This window comes from Streptomyces sp. NPDC059080 (genome assembly GCF_042739975.1).
Taxonomy (GTDB): Bacteria; Actinomycetota; Actinomycetes; order Streptomycetales; family Streptomycetaceae; genus Streptomyces; species Streptomyces benahoarensis.
On record NZ_JBHYGX010000031.1, the window covers coordinates 52,851 to 70,790 of the forward strand.

14 protein-coding genes, 1 pseudogene and 1 riboswitch are annotated in these 17,940 nt (G+C 70.4%); of the genes and pseudogenes, 4 read left to right on the forward strand and 11 right to left on the reverse strand.

The window, feature by feature from the left end:
* Nucleotides 1-459: 459 nt before the first annotated feature.
* From ACFWWQ_RS22285 to ACFWWQ_RS22310, 6 genes and pseudogenes are all read right to left on the reverse strand, one after another.
* The gene (locus ACFWWQ_RS22285) at nt 460-1,872 is read right to left on the reverse strand and encodes an aminotransferase class V-fold PLP-dependent enzyme (RefSeq protein ID WP_384598756.1); all 1,413 of its coding nucleotides are present in this window, start codon (nt 1,870-1,872) and stop codon (nt 460-462) included.
* A 204-nt stretch (nt 1,873-2,076) separates the two neighbouring features.
* Nucleotides 2,077-2,194: riboswitch (SAM riboswitch) on the reverse strand.
* Between the two features lie 272 nt (nt 2,195-2,466).
* Nucleotides 2,467-3,471: pseudogene (gene trpD, locus ACFWWQ_RS22290) on the reverse strand (anthranilate phosphoribosyltransferase); the annotation flags it as partial.
* A 137-nt stretch (nt 3,472-3,608) separates the two neighbouring features.
* Entirely contained in the window at nt 3,609-5,246 is a 1,638-nt protein-coding gene (locus ACFWWQ_RS22295) for a cytochrome b N-terminal domain-containing protein (protein ID WP_384598758.1), read from the reverse strand.
* Nucleotides 5,243-6,304 (reverse strand): Rieske 2Fe-2S domain-containing protein, encoded by a 1,062-nt coding sequence (locus ACFWWQ_RS22300; RefSeq protein WP_384598760.1) that lies wholly within the window; start codon nt 6,302-6,304, stop codon nt 5,243-5,245. The genes ACFWWQ_RS22295 and ACFWWQ_RS22300 overlap by 4 nt, the downstream gene beginning before the upstream one ends.
* Nucleotides 6,301-7,110, reverse strand: a complete 810-nt coding sequence (locus ACFWWQ_RS22305) for a c-type cytochrome (RefSeq protein WP_384598762.1) — start codon at nt 7,108-7,110, stop codon at nt 6,301-6,303. Before ACFWWQ_RS22305 ends, ACFWWQ_RS22300 begins: the two co-directional genes overlap by 4 nt.
* A 78-nt stretch (nt 7,111-7,188) precedes the next feature.
* Nucleotides 7,189-7,809 (reverse strand): heme-copper oxidase subunit III, encoded by a 621-nt coding sequence (locus ACFWWQ_RS22310; protein ID WP_143940768.1) that lies wholly within the window; start codon nt 7,807-7,809, stop codon nt 7,189-7,191.
* Between the two features lie 298 nt (nt 7,810-8,107).
* Here ACFWWQ_RS22310 and ACFWWQ_RS22315 point away from each other — a divergent pair, with 298 nt between their 5' ends.
* Nucleotides 8,108-8,509, forward strand: coding sequence for a hypothetical protein (locus ACFWWQ_RS22315; protein WP_384598765.1), 402 nt, complete (start codon nt 8,108-8,110; stop codon nt 8,507-8,509).
* Nucleotides 8,510-8,528: 19 nt separating this feature from the next.
* Here the strand turns inward: ACFWWQ_RS22315 and ACFWWQ_RS22320 are convergent, their stop codons facing one another.
* The 4 genes from ACFWWQ_RS22320 to coxB form a co-directional block, all read right to left on the reverse strand.
* A complete protein-coding gene (locus ACFWWQ_RS22320; protein WP_384598767.1) occupies nt 8,529-9,800 on the reverse strand; it encodes an Ig-like domain-containing protein in 1,272 nt (423 codons plus the stop codon).
* Between the two features lie 114 nt (nt 9,801-9,914).
* Nucleotides 9,915-10,313, reverse strand: coding sequence for a cytochrome c oxidase subunit 4 (locus tag ACFWWQ_RS22325; RefSeq protein ID WP_384598769.1), 399 nt, complete (start codon nt 10,311-10,313; stop codon nt 9,915-9,917).
* Complete coding sequence (gene ctaD / locus ACFWWQ_RS22330) at nt 10,310-12,046, reverse strand: cytochrome c oxidase subunit I (protein ID WP_384598771.1); 1,737 nt, start codon at nt 12,044-12,046, stop codon at nt 10,310-10,312. The genes ACFWWQ_RS22325 and ctaD overlap by 4 nt, the downstream gene beginning before the upstream one ends.
* Nucleotides 12,043-13,011 carry a cytochrome c oxidase subunit II gene (gene coxB, locus ACFWWQ_RS22335; protein WP_384598773.1) on the reverse strand — a complete coding sequence of 323 codons (969 nt, stop codon included), beginning with the start codon at nt 13,009-13,011 and terminating at the stop codon, nt 12,043-12,045. The genes ctaD and coxB overlap by 4 nt, the downstream gene beginning before the upstream one ends.
* 315 nt (nt 13,012-13,326) lie before the next feature.
* On the opposite strand from coxB, the gene ACFWWQ_RS22340 reads away from it, so the two are divergent.
* Entirely contained in the window at nt 13,327-14,721 is a 1,395-nt protein-coding gene (locus ACFWWQ_RS22340; RefSeq protein ID WP_384598775.1) for a cysteine desulfurase/sulfurtransferase TusA family protein, read from the forward strand.
* Between the two features lie 87 nt (nt 14,722-14,808).
* On the opposite strand, the gene ACFWWQ_RS22345 is transcribed toward ACFWWQ_RS22340, so the two are convergent.
* On the reverse strand, nt 14,809-15,783 hold the full coding sequence (locus tag ACFWWQ_RS22345; RefSeq protein ID WP_384598777.1) for a carbohydrate kinase family protein: 975 nt from the start codon (nt 15,781-15,783) through the stop codon (nt 14,809-14,811).
* A 137-nt stretch (nt 15,784-15,920) separates the two neighbouring features.
* Here ACFWWQ_RS22345 and ACFWWQ_RS22350 point away from each other — a divergent pair, with 137 nt between their 5' ends.
* On the forward strand, nt 15,921-16,148 hold the full coding sequence (locus ACFWWQ_RS22350; RefSeq protein ID WP_384598779.1) for a hypothetical protein: 228 nt from the start codon (nt 15,921-15,923) through the stop codon (nt 16,146-16,148).
* 173 nt (nt 16,149-16,321) lie between these two features.
* The gene (locus tag ACFWWQ_RS22355; protein ID WP_384598781.1) at nt 16,322-17,809 is read left to right on the forward strand and encodes a hypothetical protein; all 1,488 of its coding nucleotides are present in this window, start codon (nt 16,322-16,324) and stop codon (nt 17,807-17,809) included.
* Nucleotides 17,810-17,940 lie beyond the last annotated feature (131 nt).

The window sequence follows — 17,940 nt, forward strand, 5'->3', positions numbered from 1 at the left end:
CCCACCCTCTTCGGGGGCGCGGCTTGTGGGCTGGGGGGGGGGTTGGTGTGGTGGGGGGGGGGGTCCCCTGTGTCTACTTCTTCAGCCGGCTCCCCCCCCTCCCGTGAGTGGGTGGTGAGGGGCCGGTGGGGGTACGCCGCCGTCCTCGACTTCTCCGACGAGTGAGTTCGATGGGCGCACCATCGCCCTCGTCTTCCTCCTCGAACACGGTCCACTGTGGCACACCACCGCACTCAGGCGCGCCTCACTTCACCACCCCGGCCCCACCGTCTTTTCCCCACCCACCCACGGAAGGGGCCGGACCGCAGGACGAAGTCCGGAGGTCCGGCACCGCAGCCGAACAGCTTCGCGCAGCGACGACGCCCGCCGCAGGCGCAACGAACGGACAGCGGACAACGGACCCCACCCGGCAACGGAAAAGGCCCCGCGCAGCGGAAAGGCGTCGGAAAAACCCGCGGCCTACGCCGCGTAGGGCACGCACCGCCCGTCCTCCGTGCGGTAGCTCCACCGCGCACCGTCCGCGACGAGTTCCTTGACCGCACGCACGAAGCGGTCGACGTGCTCGTCCGGCGTACCGGCGCCAAAGCTGACACGGACGGCGTTGAGCGCACGCTCGCCGGGCGCGGCCTCCGGCGCACCGCATTCGGCGGGCGCGTCGGGGGCCCCACCCAGCAGCGTGCGGACAAGCGGGTGGGCGCAGAAGAGCCCGTCTCGGACCCCGATCCCGTACTCGGCGGACAGCGCCGCCGCGAAGTGCGAGCTGTTCCACCCGTCGACGACGAAGGACAGCACGCCGACGCGGGGCGCGTCGTCGCCGAACAGCGACAGGACCCGGACCTCGGGGACCTCCGCGAGGCCGGTCCGGACGCGGGCGATGAGCTCCTGCTCGCGGGCGACGAGCGCGTCGAAACCGGCGTCGGTCAGCGCCTGGCACGCGGAGGCGATCGCGTAGGCGCCGATGACGTTGGGCGACCCGGCCTCGTGACGGGCCGCGGTCGTGTGCCAGGCAACGTCGACGCCACCGTCGGGACGCCGCGCGACGGTCCGGCTGGCGCCGCCGCCGGCCAGGTACGGGTCCGCGTCCCGCAGCCAGTCGGCGCGCCCGGCCAGCACGCCGGAGCCGAACGGCGCGTACAGCTTGTGACCGGAGAACGCGGCCCAGTCCACGTCGAGTTCGGCGAGGTCGACGGGGTGGTGCGGCGCCAGCTGTGCGGCGTCCAGCACGATCCGCGCGCCGTGGGCGTGCGCCACGGCGGCCAGCTCCTTGACCGGCCAGATCTCACCGGTGACGTTGGACGCGCCGGTGACGCACACCAGGGCGGGCCCCTTGGGGCCTCCCCCGGTCGAACGAAGTGGAGAGCTCGGGGAAGGCTCACGGGCGGCGAGGGCCTTCTCCAGGATGTCGACGGCCTGGCGGGAGGTGCGCGGCGCGTCGAGGTAGGTGACGTCGACGCCGTCGCGCTGCTCCCACGGCAGCAGCGACGCGTGGTGCTCGGTCTCGAAGACGAAGACCCGGGTGGAGTGCGGCAGCGCAGCCGCCAGCAGGTTGAGGGAGTCGGTGGTGGAGCGGGTGAAGATCACCTGGTCGTCGTCGCGGCAGCCCAGGAAGCGGGCGATGGTGGTGCGGGCGTTCTCGAAGAGGTCGGTGGAGAGCTGCGAGAGGTACCCGGCGCCGCGGTGCACGCTGCCGTAGTACGGGGCGTAGGCGGCCACGTCGTCCCAGACCCGCTGGAGCGCGGGGGCGCTCGCCGCGTAGTCGAGGGCGGCGTAGTCGACCTCCCCGCCGGTGACCAGCGGCACCAGGACATCTCGCCCCAGAACGTCCAGCGAGGTACAAACGGGGCGGTCGGTGGCAACGGTGGAGGCAGACATGGCGAACTCCCGTGAGAGAAAGGCGAATTCACCGCGCGCGGGCATGCGGAAGAGCGAAAGGGCGCAGTGGAATTCGGCAGGAAAAACAGCGGCGGAACGCTGGAATTACTGAGAAGCGAAAAACTGGAGAGGGGCTTGTGCAGCCCTATCGCATTCGCTGGTTCACGGAAGTTCTCCCTCTGAGGACCAGGATCCCTGGCGAGGGATCCGCGCTTGCCGCAGACCTCGCTGCCTGCGGCCTGGTCATCACCCGGGGCACCCCGCCACGGAAGGAGGGTTGCCGGACAGCGGGCCGGGGCCTATATCGCTGTCACTCGTGACCTGCGCAGCATCATGCCATATGAACGGAGCGGTGCAAGCCCGGTCCGGTTACTGAGATCAACAGGACCGGGCCCGCACGGAACGCCCCGCAACGGCCGTACGGCGCTCAGGCGTTGCTGGCGGCCGCCCAGCGCTCCAGCGCCCGCTTGGCCGCCCCGGAGTCGAGGGGCGGCCCCGCCCCCGCCCAACCCGGGGGGGGGGGGGCCGGGGGGGGGGGGGCCGGGGGGGCCCCCCCCCCCCGGCCCCCCCCCGCGGTGATGATCCCCCCCCCCCCGCCCCCGCGGCCCGCTCCATACCGGCGCGGATCTGCTCGGTCAGCGGCGCCGCGGTCGGCTCCAGCGCCGCGAGCGCCGCCGCTGAGTTCAGCAGCACCGCCTCGCGGACCGGGCCCTTCTCCCCGTCCAGCAGCCGCCGCGCCACCCCGGCGTTGTACGTCGCGTCCGCACCGCGCAGCGCCTCCACCGGCACCAACGGGATACCGACGTCGCGCGGGTCGAACGTCTCCTCACGCACCGCGCCGTCCCGCACGATCCACACCCGCGACGTCGCCGTCGTCGTCAGCTCGTCCAGCCCGTCGTCGCCGCGGAAGACCAGCGCGGACGAGCCGCGCTCGGCGAGCACCCCGGCGAGGATCGGCGCCATCCGCGCGTCCGCGACGCCCGTCGCCTGCGCCTGCACCCGCGCCGGGTTGGTGAGCGGGCCCAGCACGTTGAAGGTGGTCCGGATGCCCAGCTGGCCGCGGGCGGTGGCGACGTGCCGCAGCGCCGGGTGGAAGGTGACCGCGAAGCAGAACGTGATGCCCGCCTCCTCGGCGACCTCCACGACGCGCCGCGGTGCGAGGTTCAGCTTCACGCCCAGCTTCTCCAGGACGTCGGAGGAGCCGCTCGCCGACGACGCGGCGCGGTTGCCGTGCTTGACGACCTTCGCGCCCGCACCGGCCACCACGATCGACGACATCGTGGAGATGTTGACGGTCTTGGCGCCGTCGCCGCCGGTGCCGACGATGTCCACGCCGGGGCCCGGCACGTCGATCAGCCGGGCGTGCGCGTACATCGCGCGGACCAGCCCGGAGATCTCCGCGACGGTCTCGCCCTTGGCCCGCAGCGCCACCGCGAACCCGGCGATCTGCGCGTCGGTGGCCTCGCCCCGCATGATCCGGTCCATCGCCCAGGCGGTGTCGTCGGCGGCGAGGTCCCGGCCGTCGAGGAGGGCGTTCAGGATGCCCGGCCAGGTGTGGGCCGCCACGCTGTCGCCGCCTGCCGGGGTCGCAACGTTCATGGTCCACACTCCTGGTTCGTGCCTGCGTATGGGGAAACCCTATCGAGCCCCGGGGATGCCGGAGGGCCCCGTCCGACGTCCGGACGGGGCCCTCTGGGTGGCGTCACTTCCGCCGTGCGGTCACGGCGGCTCGGTGATCAGTGGTGGCCGTGGCCGCTGCTGATCTCCTTGTACTCCTCGACGGTCGGCTTCGGGATGACGTTGTCCTCGCCGTCGTACGCCTTCGAGAGCTTGGCACGCAGCTTCTGCGACCGCGTGACCTTGCGCCGGACGCCGTTCTCGTCGACCTCGGGCCCCAGCTCCAGCGGCGTGGGCTGCTCGTGCTGGGTGAGGACGTGCAGCTGCTCCTGGCTGAGCGGCTCGTGGACCTCGACGAACTCACCGTGCGGCAGGCGCTTGATGATGCCCGACTCGCGGCCGTGCAGCACCTTGTCCTTGTCGCGGCGCTGCAGACCCATGCAGACCCGCTTGGTGGCGATGAACGCCAGCACGGGACCGACGAAGAACGCGATACGCACGAACCAGGTGATCGAGTTGATCGACAGGTGGAAGTGGGTCGCCCACAGGTCGTTACCGCCACCGATCAGCATCACGAAGTACGCGACCAGCCAGGCCACACCGAAACCGGTACGGGTCGGGGCGTTGCGCGGACGGTCCAGGATGTGGTGCTCGCGCTTGTCACCCCGCACCCAGGACTCGATGAACGGGTAGACCGCGATGGCCACCAGCACCAGCGGGAAGATCAGAATCGGGATGAGCACACCGAAGTTGATGGTGTGGCCCCAGAAGTTCCACTCCCAGCCCGGCATCACACGGACCAGACCCTCGGCGAAGCCCATGTACCAGTCGGGCTGGGCGCCGGTGGACACCTGGTCCGGGCGGTACGGGCCGATGGCCCACACCGGGTTGATGCTCGCGATGGCCGCGATCACCGAGATGACACCGAAGACCAGGAAGAAGAAGCCTCCGGCCTTGGCCATGTAGACCGGCAGCAGCGGCATGCCGACGACGTTCTTGTTGGTCTTGCCGGCACCCGGGAACTGCGTGTGCTTGTGGTAGAAGACCAGGATCAGGTGGGCCACCAGCAGGCCGAGCATGATGCCCGGCAGCAGCAGCACGTGCACCGTGAAGAACCTCGGGATGATGTCGTGCCCCGGGAACTCCCCGCCGAAGATGAACATCTGCAGGTACGAGCCGACCAGCGGCATCGCCAGGACGACACCCTCGATGAACCGCACGCCGGTGCCGGAGAGCAGGTCGTCGGGGAGGGAGTAGCCGGTGAAGCCGGTGAACATGCCCAGCACCAGCAGCAGGAAGCCGAACAGCCAGTTGACCTCGCGCGGCTTGCGGAAGGCGCCGGTGAAGAACACCCGCATCATGTGGACCATCATCGCGGCCAGGAAGATCAGCGCCGCCCAGTGGTGGATCTGCCGGATGAGCAGACCACCACGGATGTCGAAGCTGATGTTCAGCGTCGACTCGAACGCCTGGGTCATCCGGATCCCGTGCATCGGCACGTAGGAGCCGTGGTAGACGACCTCGGCCATGCTCGGGTGGAAGAACAGCGTCAGGTAGACGCCGGTCAGGATGATGATGATGAAGCTGTAGAGCGCGACCTCACCCAGCATGAAGGACCAGTGGTCCGGGAAGATCTTGCGCATGTTGGCCTTGGCGAGGCTGTAGATGCCCAGCCGGCCGTCCGCCCAGTCGGCGATCCGCTCGCCCCGCGGCGCCTGGCCGCGGCGCGTGGTGGTCGCGCTCGTCTCGTTACTCATCCGCGCTCCCAGAAGCTCGGGCCGACGGGCTCCGCGAAGTCGCTGACGGCTTCGAGGTAGCCGTCCTTCACCGTGATGTGCAGCTGCGGCAGGGCGTGGCCCGCGGGGCCGAAGATCACGCGACCGCCGTCGGACAGGTCGAAGGTGGACTGGTGGCACGGGCAGAGCACGTGGTGGGTCTGCTGCTCGTACAGGCTGATCGGGCAACCGACGTGGGTGCAGATCTTCGAGTACGCCACGATGCCCTCGTGCGACCACTCAAGTTCCTGCTTGTCCTTGATGTCCTGCGGCTGGATCCGCACGAGCATCAGGGCGTCCTTGGCGATCTTGTTGTTGAACTCCTCGTCGTCCTCCTCCAGGCCCTCGGGCTTGGCGAACGTCAGGGAGCCAACCGCGATGTCCTCGGCACGGAGCGGCAGGTTGGTGGACTGGTTGACCAGGCGGGTGCCCTTCTTCCAGCCCGTGCCGCGCAGCTTGTTCTCGGGCAGCGGCCCGAGGTCACGCAGCAGGACGACGCCGGAGAGCGGCACCAGGGCCAGCGCGCCGAACATCGTGTTGCGGATCAGCTTGCGGCGACCGAACCCGGACTCCTTCGCGCCCTGCGCGAAGTCGGCGAGCACCTTGGCCTTGACCTCGGGCTCCGCCTCGATCGGGTGCCGGTCGTCGGCGACCTCCTCGTCCGACATCAGCGTGCGGGCCCAGTGGACCGCACCGGCGCCGATGGCGAAGAGGGCGATACCCAGGGTCAGACCCAGGGAGAGGTTCAGCGCGCTGATGTGCCCGAGCGGGAAGATAAAGACGATCTTGTCGATCGGGAAGATCACATACGACGCGATGAACGCGACGGTCGCGATCATCGACAGGAGGAAGAAGTAGGCCACGACGCGCTCGGAGCGCCGGGCGGCCTTCTCGTCGATGTCCTGGATGCGGTGCTCGTGCGCGGGCAGACCCGGGTCGGCGAAGGGGTTGTCCGCCTTCACCGGCGCACTGTCGTGAGCGGTGCGCTCACTCGGAAGGGATTCTTCTGGCACGTCTGCGTGTCGTCCAGTCTCACTCATGACTTCTTGGCCTTCGTAGTCCGGGCAGCGACCCAGATGGCGACCGCGACCAGCGCGCCCAGGCCGAAGATGTAGCCGAAGAGACCCTCACTGACCGGACCGAGACCACCGAGGTCCAGGCCGCCGGGGCTCGCGGTGTCATCGCCGTTGACGGCGTCGAGGTACGCGACGATGTCCTTCTTGTTCTCCGAGGACAGCGTGCCGTCACCGAAGGAGGGCATGTTCTGCGGGCCGGTCTGCATGGCCTCGTAGATGTGCTTCGGGTCCACGCCCTCAAGCGTCGGTGCGTACTTGCCGTTGGTCAGGGCGCCGCCCTTGCCGGTGAAGTTGTGGCACTGCGCGCAGTTGGTGCGGAACAGCTCGCCACCCTTGCCGACGTCGGCACCTTCCGGGCTGTACTGGTCCTTGCCGGGCACGGCGGGACCGGCGCCCAGCGACGCGACGTACGCCGCCAGCTGGTCGGTCTGCGCCTGGTTGTAGAGGGGCGTCTTCCGCGGCACCTGGGCGCCGGGCTGCTGGGCCGGCATACGGCCGGTGCCCACCTGGAAGTCGACGGCTGCGGCGCCGACACCGACCAGGCTCGGGCCGTCGGACGAGCCCTGACCGCCGGTGCCGTGGCAGCTGGCGCAGCCGACGGCGTAGAGCTTCTTGCCCTCCTTGATGGCAAGAGACTGGGCGGTGTCATCGGCCTGAGCCTTGTCCGCCGGCGCGAACGCGGCGTACAGCCCCCCAGTGACCGCCAGCGCGAAGAGTAGGACGACGAGCGCCGCCAGCGGATGGCGCCGTCGTGCGGAGAGCTTTTTCACGGATTACCCCGGTGTCAGGATCTTCTGCGTCGATGCTTTGGCTATGTCTGTCTGAACTGCGGTTCCCGGTCGGACCGGTTACCGGATCAGGTAGATCGTGGCGAAGAGGCCGATCCAGACGACATCGACGAAGTGCCAGTAGTAGGACACGACGATGGCCGCGGTGGCCTGTTCGTGGGTGAACCTCTTGGCCGCGTACGTCCTGCCCAGAACCAGCAGGAAGGCGATCAGACCGCCCGTCACGTGCAGGCCGTGGAAGCCGGTGGTCAGGTAGAACACCGAGCCGTAGGGGCCGGACGAGAGCGAGAGGCCCTCGTGCTTGACCAGTTCGGTGTACTCGAAGACCTGCCCGCCGATGAAGATCGCGCCCATGATGAACGTGATCACGAACCACGTGCGGAGCTTCTTGACGTCGCCGCGTTCTGCCGCGAAAACACCGAGCTGGCAGGTCAGCGAGCTGAGCACCAGGATCGTTGTGTTCGTCGCGGAGAACGGAAGGTTCAGCGCATCGGAGGTTTCCTTCCAATACTCGGCACCGGTCACCGATCGAAGGGTGAAGTACATCGCGAAGAGGGCCGCGAAGAACATCAGCTCGGAACTCAGCCAGATGATGGTTCCGACGCTGGTGAGATTCGGTCGATTGACCGACGGGTGCGCGTGCCCGGTTTCTACTGTCGTTGCTGTCGCCACGACCGACATTATGTCGGTCGCTTATCCCGCCCTCACTCCGGGGGGTGCCGTTCGGTGTGTCAAGGCCGTATGCCCTGCTCGTACGGGCCTCTTCCGGCTTCCCCCGAAGGGGGGAAGCACGGGGTGCCGGAGCGCCCCGGTGTCGTACCGTGGCCAGTCCTGACGGGCCGTCGGACGGATCTTGGTGGCGTCCGGCCCCTCCTGTCCGCGGCCCTTGCGGGAGTAGCATCCGAGCCCTACCTACGGTGGGGGCGTTCCCTGCACAGGTACCGTCCCGGTCCGTACCGCTTCGAAGCGTGGAGGAACGATGCAGGCGACTGCCACGGTGCTGGTCTACAGCGACAACGCCACCACCCGCGAGCAGGTGAGGCTGGCCTCCGGGCGGCGGCCCGCGGCCGATGTCCCGCCGGTGGAGATCCTGGAGTGCGCGACCCTGCCCGCCGTCCTGGAGGCGCTGGAGCAGGGCGGCATCGACGCCTGTGTGCTGGACGGCGAGACCGCACCGGCCGGCGGGATGGGCGTGTGCCGGCAGATCAAGGACGAGATCTACGACTGCCCGCCGGTGCTGCTGCTCATCGGGCGGCCGCAGGACGCCTGGCTGGCCACCTGGAGCCGCGCGGACGCCGCGGTGACGCATCCGGTGGACCCGGTGGCGTTCGCCGACTCACTCGCCTCCCTGCTGCGCGGACGGGTCCTCGCACGCGGCTGAGCGGCCGCCTGAGGCGCCCTCAGACCTCGGGGCGCAGCCGGGCCGCGTCTGCGGGCTCCCGCTGCCGCTCGGCCGCCCCTGTGGTGGCGGCGCCGTTCCTGAGGGCGCTGCCCTCGCGCCACTCCTGCCAGGGCATGTTCCAGTCACCGAAGCCGTTGCCGAAGGGCGCCATGGTGGCGCCGCCGCTGTTGACGACCTTCACGATGTCGCCGACGCGCACGGTGTGGAAGAACCACTGGGCGTTGCCGGTGGACATGCCCGTGCAGCCGTGGCTGACGTTGGCCGCGCCCTGCGACCCCACGGACCAGGGCGCGGCGTGCACGTACTCGCCGCTGGTGGTGACCCGCGTCGCCCAGTAGACCGGCAGGTCGTACGAGTCCGAGCTGCCGTCCGGGATGCCGATGCTGCCGCTGGTCATCCGGACGAAGCTTTCCTTGGCGAGGACGACCTTGACGCCGTTGCGGGTGTCGAAGCCGGGCTTGCCGGTGGTGACCGGCAGCGTGTTGACCTGCCGGCCGTTGCGCAGCACCGTCATGGTGTGCGAGGACGCGTCGGTGATGGCGACGACCTCGTCGCCGGTGGTGAGCTTCACGGGCTTGGCGGGGCCGCCGTAGAGGCCCTTGGAGATCTTCAGGCCCTCCAGGTTGCTGTGCACCTCGATCGCGGCGTGCGCGGGCCAGTACTCCTTGGGGCGGAAGTGCAGGGTCTTGCCGTCGACCCAGTACCAGGAGCCCTGGACGCGGGGCGTGGAGTCGACCTTCAGGGCGCTCTCGACGACGGCGCGCGCCTGCGGGTCCTTGACCTCGCGGCTGAGCTTGGCGGTGACCGGCTGGCCGACGCCGTACTCGCCGCTGTCCGGGCCGAAGGTGACCTGGAGCCGGTCGCCGCCGCCCTTGGTGGCGACGTGGAGTGTCTTGCGGCCGGGGTTGCCGTCCTCATCCTCGGTGCTGACCTGCACCGTGTAGCGGACGCCGGCGGCGAGCGGCACGGTGGTGCGCCAGTGCTTGCCGTCGGCGGTCAGCTCGCCGCGGATGGAGCGGCCGGAGGCGTCGGTGGCGGTCACGTCCGTGAGGCGCGCCTTGTCGTCCGTGACGGACACTTCGAGCGGCTTGTTGGGGTCCGCCGTCCGTGTCCCGTCCGGGGTGTTGGACGTGATCTGGTCGGCCGCGTCGTAGGGGTTTGCGGAGAGCGGTTCCGACGACGAGCCCCCGCACGCGGTGGCGGACACCGCGAGGGGCACGAGCAGGAGGCCGCAGCTCAGCACCGTCCGGGTTCGGGGTCTGGGACTCATGTACCAAAAATATGGAGAAATCCCGGGAGCGGCGCGCTGGAGGACTGCAAACGGGGCGGGCCCGGACACCAGTTGAGGTGTCCGGGCCCGCCCTTCACGGCGCGAGGGCCGTGCTCACTGCGTGCGGTTCTCGCCGCGGTAGTACTCGAAGACCCAGCCGAACAGGCCGATGAGGATGACCGGTGCCGAGAAGTAGAGCAGCCACCAGCCGAAGACGACGCCCATGAAGGCCAGGGCACCGCCGACGGCCAGCGAGAGCGGCTGCCAGCTGTGCGGGCTGAAGAAGCCCAGTTCGCCCGCGTCGTCCGCGACCTCGGCGTTCTCGTTGTCCTGCGCGCCCGCGTCGACCCGCCGGGCCGTGAAGGCCAGGTAGTAGCCGATCATGATGCACAGACCGAACGCGAGGAACAGCGCGGTGGTGCCCGCCGGTTCCTTCGACCACACGCCATAGGTGATCGCGATGGCGAGGACGAAGACGGAGAGCCAGATGAACATCTTGCCCTGGATCTTCACTTGCCTGCCTCCTTGCCGCCGGCGAGGGCCTTGCCATCCGCCGGACCGTGGCCGTTCTGGAGGGCGTCCAGCGCGGCGATCTCCGGGTGGTGCAGGTCGAACGCCGGGGATTCGGACCGGATGCGCGGCAGGGTGAGGAAGTTGTGCCGCGGGGGCGGGCAGGAGGTCGCCCACTCCAGGGAACGGCCGTAGCCCCAGGGGTCGTCGACCTCGACCTTCTTGCCGTACTTGGCGGTCTTCCAGACGTTGTAGAAGAACGGCAGGACCGACAGGCCGAGCAGGAAGGACGCGATCGTCGAGATGGTGTTCAGCGTCGTGAAGCCGTCGGCCGCGAGGTAGTCCGCGTAACGACGCGGCATGCCCTCGACGCCCAGCCAGTGCTGCACGAGGAACGTGCCGTGGAAGCCGACGAACAGGGTCCAGAACGTGATCTTGCCGAGGCGCTCGTCCAGCATCTTGCCGGTGAACTTCGGCCACCAGAAGTGGAATCCGGAGAACATCGCGAAGACGACCGTGCCGAAGATGACGTAGTGGAAGTGCGCCACGACGAAGTACGAGTCGGAGACGTGGAAGTCCATCGGGGGCGACGCCAGGATGACGCCGGTCAGACCGCCGAAGGTGAAGGTGATCAGGAAGCCGACCGCCCAGAGCATCGGTGTCTCGAAGGACAGTGAGCCCTTCCACATCGTGCCGATCCAGTTGAAGAACTTCACACCGGTCGGGACCGCGATGAGGAATGTCATGAAGGAGAAGAACGGTAGGAGTACGCCGCCCGTCACATACATGTGGTGCGCCCAGACCGTCACCGAAAGACCGGCGATGGAAATCGTCGCGGCGATCAGACCGATGTAACCGAACATCGGCTTCCGGGAGAAGACCGGAATGACTTCGGAAATGATGCCGAAGAACGGCAGCGCGATGATGTACACCTCTGGGTGTCCGAAGAACCAGAAGAGGTGCTGCCAGAGCAGTACGCCGCCATTTGCCGCGTCGAATACATGGGCACCGAACTTACGGTCCGCCTCCAGGGCGAACAGCGCGGCGGCCAGGACCGGGAAGGCCAGCAGGACCAGGACACCGGTCAGCAGGACGTTCCACACGAAGATCGGCATACGGAACATCGTCATGCCGGGGGCGCGCATGCAGATGATCGTGGTGATGAAGTTGACCGAACCGAGGATCGTGCCGAAGCCGGAGAAGGCCAGACCCATGATCCACATGTCGGCGCCGACGCCCGGCGAGCGGACGACGCCCGACAGCGGGGAGTAGGCGAACCAGCCGAAGTCGGCCGCACCCTGCGGGGTGAGGAAGCCGGCCACCGCGATCAGCGAGCCGAAGAGGTACAGCCAGTACGCGAACATGTTGAGCCGCGGGAACGCCACGTCGGGCGCACCGATCTGCAGCGGCATGATCCAGTTGGCGAATCCGGCGAACAGCGGCGTCGCGAACATCAGCAGCATGATCGTGCCATGCATCGTGAATGCCTGGTTGAACTGCTCGTTCGACATGATCTGCGTGCCCGGACGGGCCAGCTCGGCGCGCATGAGGAGCGCCATGACGCCGCCGATGCAGAAGAACGCGAACGACGTGACCAGGTACATCGTGCCGATCGTCTTGTGGTCGGTGGTGGTGAGCCACTTGACCACGGCGATGCCTGGTTGCTTCTTGCGTACGGGCGGTGCTGCCGGAGCCGTATCGGCGGCGGCACCCTGGGGTTCGTTGAGGATGCTCACTTGGTCTTGATCTCCGCGTTCCTGGCGTGATCCGTCTGCTTCTCGCCTGACGGCAGGTAGCCGGTCTGGCCCTTCTTCGCCAGGTCCTTCAGGTGCTCCCGGTACTTCTCGGGGGAGACGACCTTGACGTTGAAGAGCATCCGGGAGTGGTCGACGCCGCAGAACTCGGCGCACTTGCCCGCGAAGGTGCCCTCCTTGTTGGGGGTCACCTCGAAGACGTTGGTGTGCCCCGGGATGACGTCCATCTTCATCAGGAAGGGCACCACCCAGAAGGAGTGGCTGACGTCACGCGAGGTCAGGATGAACTGGACCTTCTCGCCCTTGGGGAGCCAGAGCGTCGGACCGGGGTTGCCGGTGTCGGGGTCCCGGGTGGCGGGAGTACCGGAGTCGTAGGCGCCGTCGGCGCCTGCCGGGAAGCCCTTCTTCAGCCTGTCAGGAATCGCGTCGAGCTGAGCCAGCTCGGTCTTGTCCGCGTGGGTGGACTTGTTGCCGTCCACGTCCTCGATGTAGTTGAACGCCCAGCTCCACTGGAAGCCCACCACGTTGACGATGTGGGCAGGCTTCTTGGACGTCTTGAGGAGTTCGCTCTCATCGCGCGCGGTGAAGTAGAAGAGCACCGCGATGATGATGAACGGAACGATCGTGTACAACGCCTCGATCGGCATGTTGTACCGGGTCTGTGCGGGGACCTCCACCTTGGTCCGGCTGCGGCGGTGGAAGATCACGCTCCAAATGATCAGGCCCCACACCAGCACGCCCGTTGCGAGGGCGGCGGCCCAGGAGCCCTGCCAAAGAGAGAGGATCCGCGGCGCCTCGTCCGTGACGGGCGTCGGCATACCGAGGCGGGGGAAGTCCTTTGATGTGCAACCAGTCGCGGTCGCCAGGACCAGGCCCGCAGCAAGCACCTGCGGCAGCTTCCGCCGCATCGGGCGCCGCGACGAGCGGTCGGAGCCGTTGGGACTCACGTAGCGCCTTCCCGAGAGTCTCGCCCGCGAGACCGGCTGCGGCCGTCTCGCTGGTCGGTCGCCGGCCCTGGCGCGGGCAGGGGTTTGGATGTTTATGCGGACCAAACCCTACTGGACGCTATTTGAGGGTGCGCGGGGAGGGTGCCCAACGCGGCGCGTCACTCCCCGAAGGGGTGGTCGCAGCAGGTCCGCGGCCTCCGTTCCGCCCCCGAATACCCGCCTTTCCGCGGGATCTGACGCCCCGCCCGGGGCCGGTCGCCGGGCCGGGTGCGGCCGCCCCCCGCGGGGCCGCGGCCGTCCTCTACCGTCTCGTACGTGCCCTACTTCGACGCCGCATCCTCCGCCCCGCTGCACCCGGTCGCCCGTGAGGCGCTGCTCGCCTCGCTGGACGAGGGCTGGGCCGACCCGGCCCGGCTGCACCGGGAGGGGCGGCGGGCGCGGATGCTGCTGGACGCCGCGCGGGAGGCGGCGGCGGAGGCGGTGGGCTGCCGGGCCGACGAGCTGGTTTTCACCCCTTCGGGTACGCAAGCGGTGCATTCGGGCATCGCCGGCGTGCTGGCGGGGCGGCGGCGGGCCGGACGGCGGCTGGTGCGGTCGGCCGTGGAGCACTCCTGCGTACTGCATGCGGCGGAGGTGCACGAGGCGGACGGCGGGTCGGGGGCGGAGGTGGGGTGCGACCGTACCGGGCGGGTCGCGGCGGCGGAGTTCGCGGCGGCGCTGACGCCGGACACCGCGCTGGCGGTGCTCCAGTCCGCCAACCACGAGGTGGGGACGGAGCAGCCGGTGGCCGAGGTGGCCGAGGTGTGTGCGGCGGCGGGGGTGCCGCTGTTGGTGGACGCGGCGCAGTCGCTGCCGTGGGGGCCGGTGGCGGGGCCGTGGTCGGTGCTGGCGGGCAGCGCGCACAAGTGGGGCGGGCCGCCCGGGGTGGGGCTGCTGGCGGTGCGGAAGGGGACGCGGTTCGCGCCGCGGGGTCCGGCCGACGAGCGGGAGGCGGGCCGGGCGCCCGGTTTCGAGAACGTCCCGGCGATCGTGGCGGCGGCCGCATCGCTGCGGGCGGTGCGGGCGGACGCGGCGGCGGAGGCGGCACGGCTGCGGGGGCTGGTGGCACGGATCCGGGAGCGGGTGGCGGTGTCGGTGCCGGATGTGGAGGTGGTGGGCGATCCGGAGCGGCGGCTGCCGCATCTGGTGACGTTCTCCTGCCTCTATGTGGACGGCGAGGCGCTGCTGCACGGGCTGGACCGGGCCGGGTTCTCGGTGTCGTCCGGCTCGTCGTGCACCTCCAGCACGCTGACGCCGAGCCATGTGCTCAAGGCGATGGGGGTGCTGTCCGAGGGGAACGTGCGGGTGTCGCTGCCGGTGGGTACCGGAGCGGACGAGGTGGAGCGGTTCCTGGACGCGCTGCCGGGGGCGGTGCGCGAGGTGCGGGAGGCGCTGGGCGCGCCGGGGGCGGCCGTGGCGGCGCCGGAGGGCGGGGAGCCGGGGTCGCTGGTGGTGGACGCGCTGGGCGCGCGGTGTCCGGTGCCGGTGATCGAACTGGCGAAGGCGATCGGGCGGGTGCCGGTGGGCGCGACCGTGACGGTCCGGTCGGACGACGAGGTGGCTGCGCTGGACATTCCGGCCTGGTGCTGGTCGCAGGGTCAGGAGTATGTCGGCACGCGCTCCCTGGAAGGGGAACGCGGCGCCGCGTATGTGGTGCGGCGCCGCGTGTAGGCGGACGGGCCGGGGCGGACGTGCCGTACGCCGGGGGCGAGGCACGGGCCGCGGACGGGCCCTGGTGCGGGGTCTCCCCCGGTCCGGTCAGGCCAGGTGCTGCTGGATCTCGGTGGCGGCCTCGTGGCCGTACGCCTTGGTGAAGCGGTCCATGAAGTGGCTGCGGTGCAGCTCGTACTCCTGGGTGCCGACGGTCTCGATGACGAGGGTGGCGAGCATGCAGCCGACCTGGGCGGCGCGCTCCGGGCAGACGCCCCAGGAGAGGCCGGAGAGGAATCCGGCGCGGAAGGCGTCGCCGACGCCGGTCGGGTCGGCCTTGGTGGTCTCCTCGGGCGTGGTGACCTCGATGACCGGCTCACCGGCGCGCTCGATGCGGACGCCGTTGGCGCCGAGGGTGGTGACGCGGGTGCCGACCTTGGCGAGGATCTCCTCGTCGGTCCAGCCGGTCTTGGTCTCGATGAGGCCCTTCTCGTACTCGTTGGAGAAGAGGTAGGCGGCGCCCTCCATGAGGGTGCGGATGGCCTCGCCGTCCATGCGGGCGATCTGCTGGGAGAAGTCGGCGCCGAACGGGATCGCGCGGCTGCGGCACTCCTCGGTGTGGCGGATCATCGCCTCGGGGTCGTCCGCGCCGATGACGACGAGATCGAGGCCGCCGACGCGCTCGGCGACGGTCTGGAGCTCGATCAGGCGGGCCTCGCTCATCGCGCCGGTGTAGAAGGAGCCGATCTGGTTGTGGTCGGCGTCGGTGGTGCAGACGAAGCGGGCGGTGTGCAGCACCTCGGAGATACGGACCGAGTGGGTGTCGACGCCGTGGCGGTCGAGCCAGGCGCGGTACTCGTCGAAGTCGTTGCCCGCGGCGCCGACCAGGATCGGCCCGGTGCCGAGCTGGCCCATGCCGAAGCAGATGTTGGCGGCGACGCCGCCGCGCCGGACGTCGAGCTGGTCGACGAGGAAGGAGAGGGAGACCGTGTGCAGCTGATCGGCGACCAGCTGGTCGGCGAAGCGGCCGGGGAAGGTCATCAGGTGGTCGGTGGCGATGGAGCCGGTGACTGCGATACGCACGGCTGTCTACTCCTGCGGAGGCGTAGGGAGGGGCGGGCGTTACACCACGCTACCCGGTTCCCCGGGCCCCTCCCACCTGCCGAAACTACCGCATAGTAGGGCTTTCCCGACTGGCACCGGATGCGTACGGTTCCCCTATGACCAAGCCTGTGAAGCGCCTCACATCTCCCGACCGCGCCCGGCGTCCGGACACCTCCGACCCCGAGTCGCTGGACCAGCTGCGCGGCGACTGCGCGCGGATGGCGCCGCGCTGGAAGCCCGGGCACCGCACTCCCCCGCCGGACCACGCCGCCGAGCTGCACGGGGTGCGGGTGCCCCCGGCGTCGGCGGCGCTGGTGGACGGAATGGCGGAGTACGGGGACTGAGACGGGGGAGGGCCGGGCCGGGACGGCCGTGCCCCGGAACTCCGGCCGGCGCCGGGGCGCGCCTCCCGTACCGCCCGCCCCGGGGAACCACCCGCGCGCCCGCGCCGTCCCATCGGTGTCCTCCCCGCGGAGGGCGGCACGACGGACGACAGTGGAGCCGAAGGAGCGATGCGGTGAACAGCGAGGACACCACCCCCGAACCGACGGAGCCCACGCGGTCGCGGCGGAGCCGGGTCGCGGTCGTCTCGGTGGCCGCGGCGGTGCTGCTGGCCGGCGGCGGGGCCGCGTACTGGGCCTCGGCCGCCGGGGGCGGCGAGGGGCACGGCACCGCGGGCGGGCCGCCGCCCCTGGTGCTCGACGGGTACCAGGGCCGGGGGCAGATCGCCGCCGGTGAGCCCAATCCGCAGGGCGCCGCGTATCGCGCGGTGAAGGCGCTGCCGGACGGGCCCGGTTCCGCGCCGGTGTACCGGCCGCGCGGCGGTGTCTCACCAGACGCGGTGAAGCGGCTGGCGAAGGCGCTGGATGTGGCCGGAAAGGTCCGGTCCGAGGGCGCCACCTGGAAGGTGGGCGGGCCGACGCGCGACGGCCGGGGCCCGGTGCTCCAGGTGACCAAGACCGGTTCGGGCTCCTGGACGTACTCCTCGTACGGCACGCCCGGCGGCACCAACTGCGCGCTGCCCGCCTCCCCCAAGGACGGGGCGGACGGCGGCGCGTCGGAGGGGCCGGGGTGCCCGTCGTACCGGGGCGGGCCGGACGCCGCGACGCGGGACGACGGCAGCGGCGCGGGCGCGGTGTCGCAGAAGGAGGCGGAGCGGGCGGTGCGGCCGGTGCTGGCGGCGCTGGACCAGTCCGACGCCCGGCTGGACGCGCACGGGCTGTCCGGCGCGGTGCGCACAGTACGGGCCGATCCGGCGCTCGGCGGGCTGCCGACGTACGGCTGGCAGAGCGATCTCCAGGTCGGCGCGGACGGTCAGGTGGTCGGCGGCAGCGGGCAGTTGGCGAAGCCGGTGAAGGGCGCGGAGTATCCGGTGCTGAGCGCGGACCGGACGCTGGCACGGCTCAACTCCCGCGACGGGAGTCACACTCCGGGCGGCTGCCCGTCCTCGGATGCGGCGCCGGGGAAGTCCGGCGGTATCGCGCCCTGTGAGCCCGCGCCGACGCGGGCGCAGAAGCCGGCCGAGGTGACCGGCGCGGTCTTCGGGCTGTCGGTGCAGTACGTCTCGGGCGGTCAGGCGCTGGTGCCGTCGTGGCTGTTCGCGGTGGTGCAGCCGGGCGCGGGCGACGGCCCGGACGCGACGTCGACGGTGGCGCACCCGGCGGTGCAGCCGCAGTATCTGACGCATCCCGGCGAGGGTCCGGCGAAGGGGTCCGGCTCGCCGTCCGGGGAGCCGGGCGCGATGGCGTTGGAGTCGTACGCGCTCTCCGACGGTGGCCGGAAGCTGACGCTGCACTTCTGGGGCGGGGTGTGCAGCACGTACACGGTGCGGGTGCACGAGTCGGACACGGCGGTACGGACGGAGATCACCGGCAAGGACAAGAAGCCGGGCCAGGTCTGCGTGAAGATCGCGAAGGAGTTCACCCGGACCGTGACGCTGAAGGCGCCGCTGGACGGCCGGAAGGTGATCGACGCCTCGACCGGTGAGCCGGTGCCCGCGCGGTAGTCCTGGCTTTTCCGCCCCGGCGGGCGGGCCCGCGGCAGCCGTCCGGGCCCCGGCCGTGCGGGCCGGCCCGCACTACCCCGCCCGCCGCTCCGCGCGGCCGGGCCCGGCCGGGCGGCGGTACGGCCGCCGGG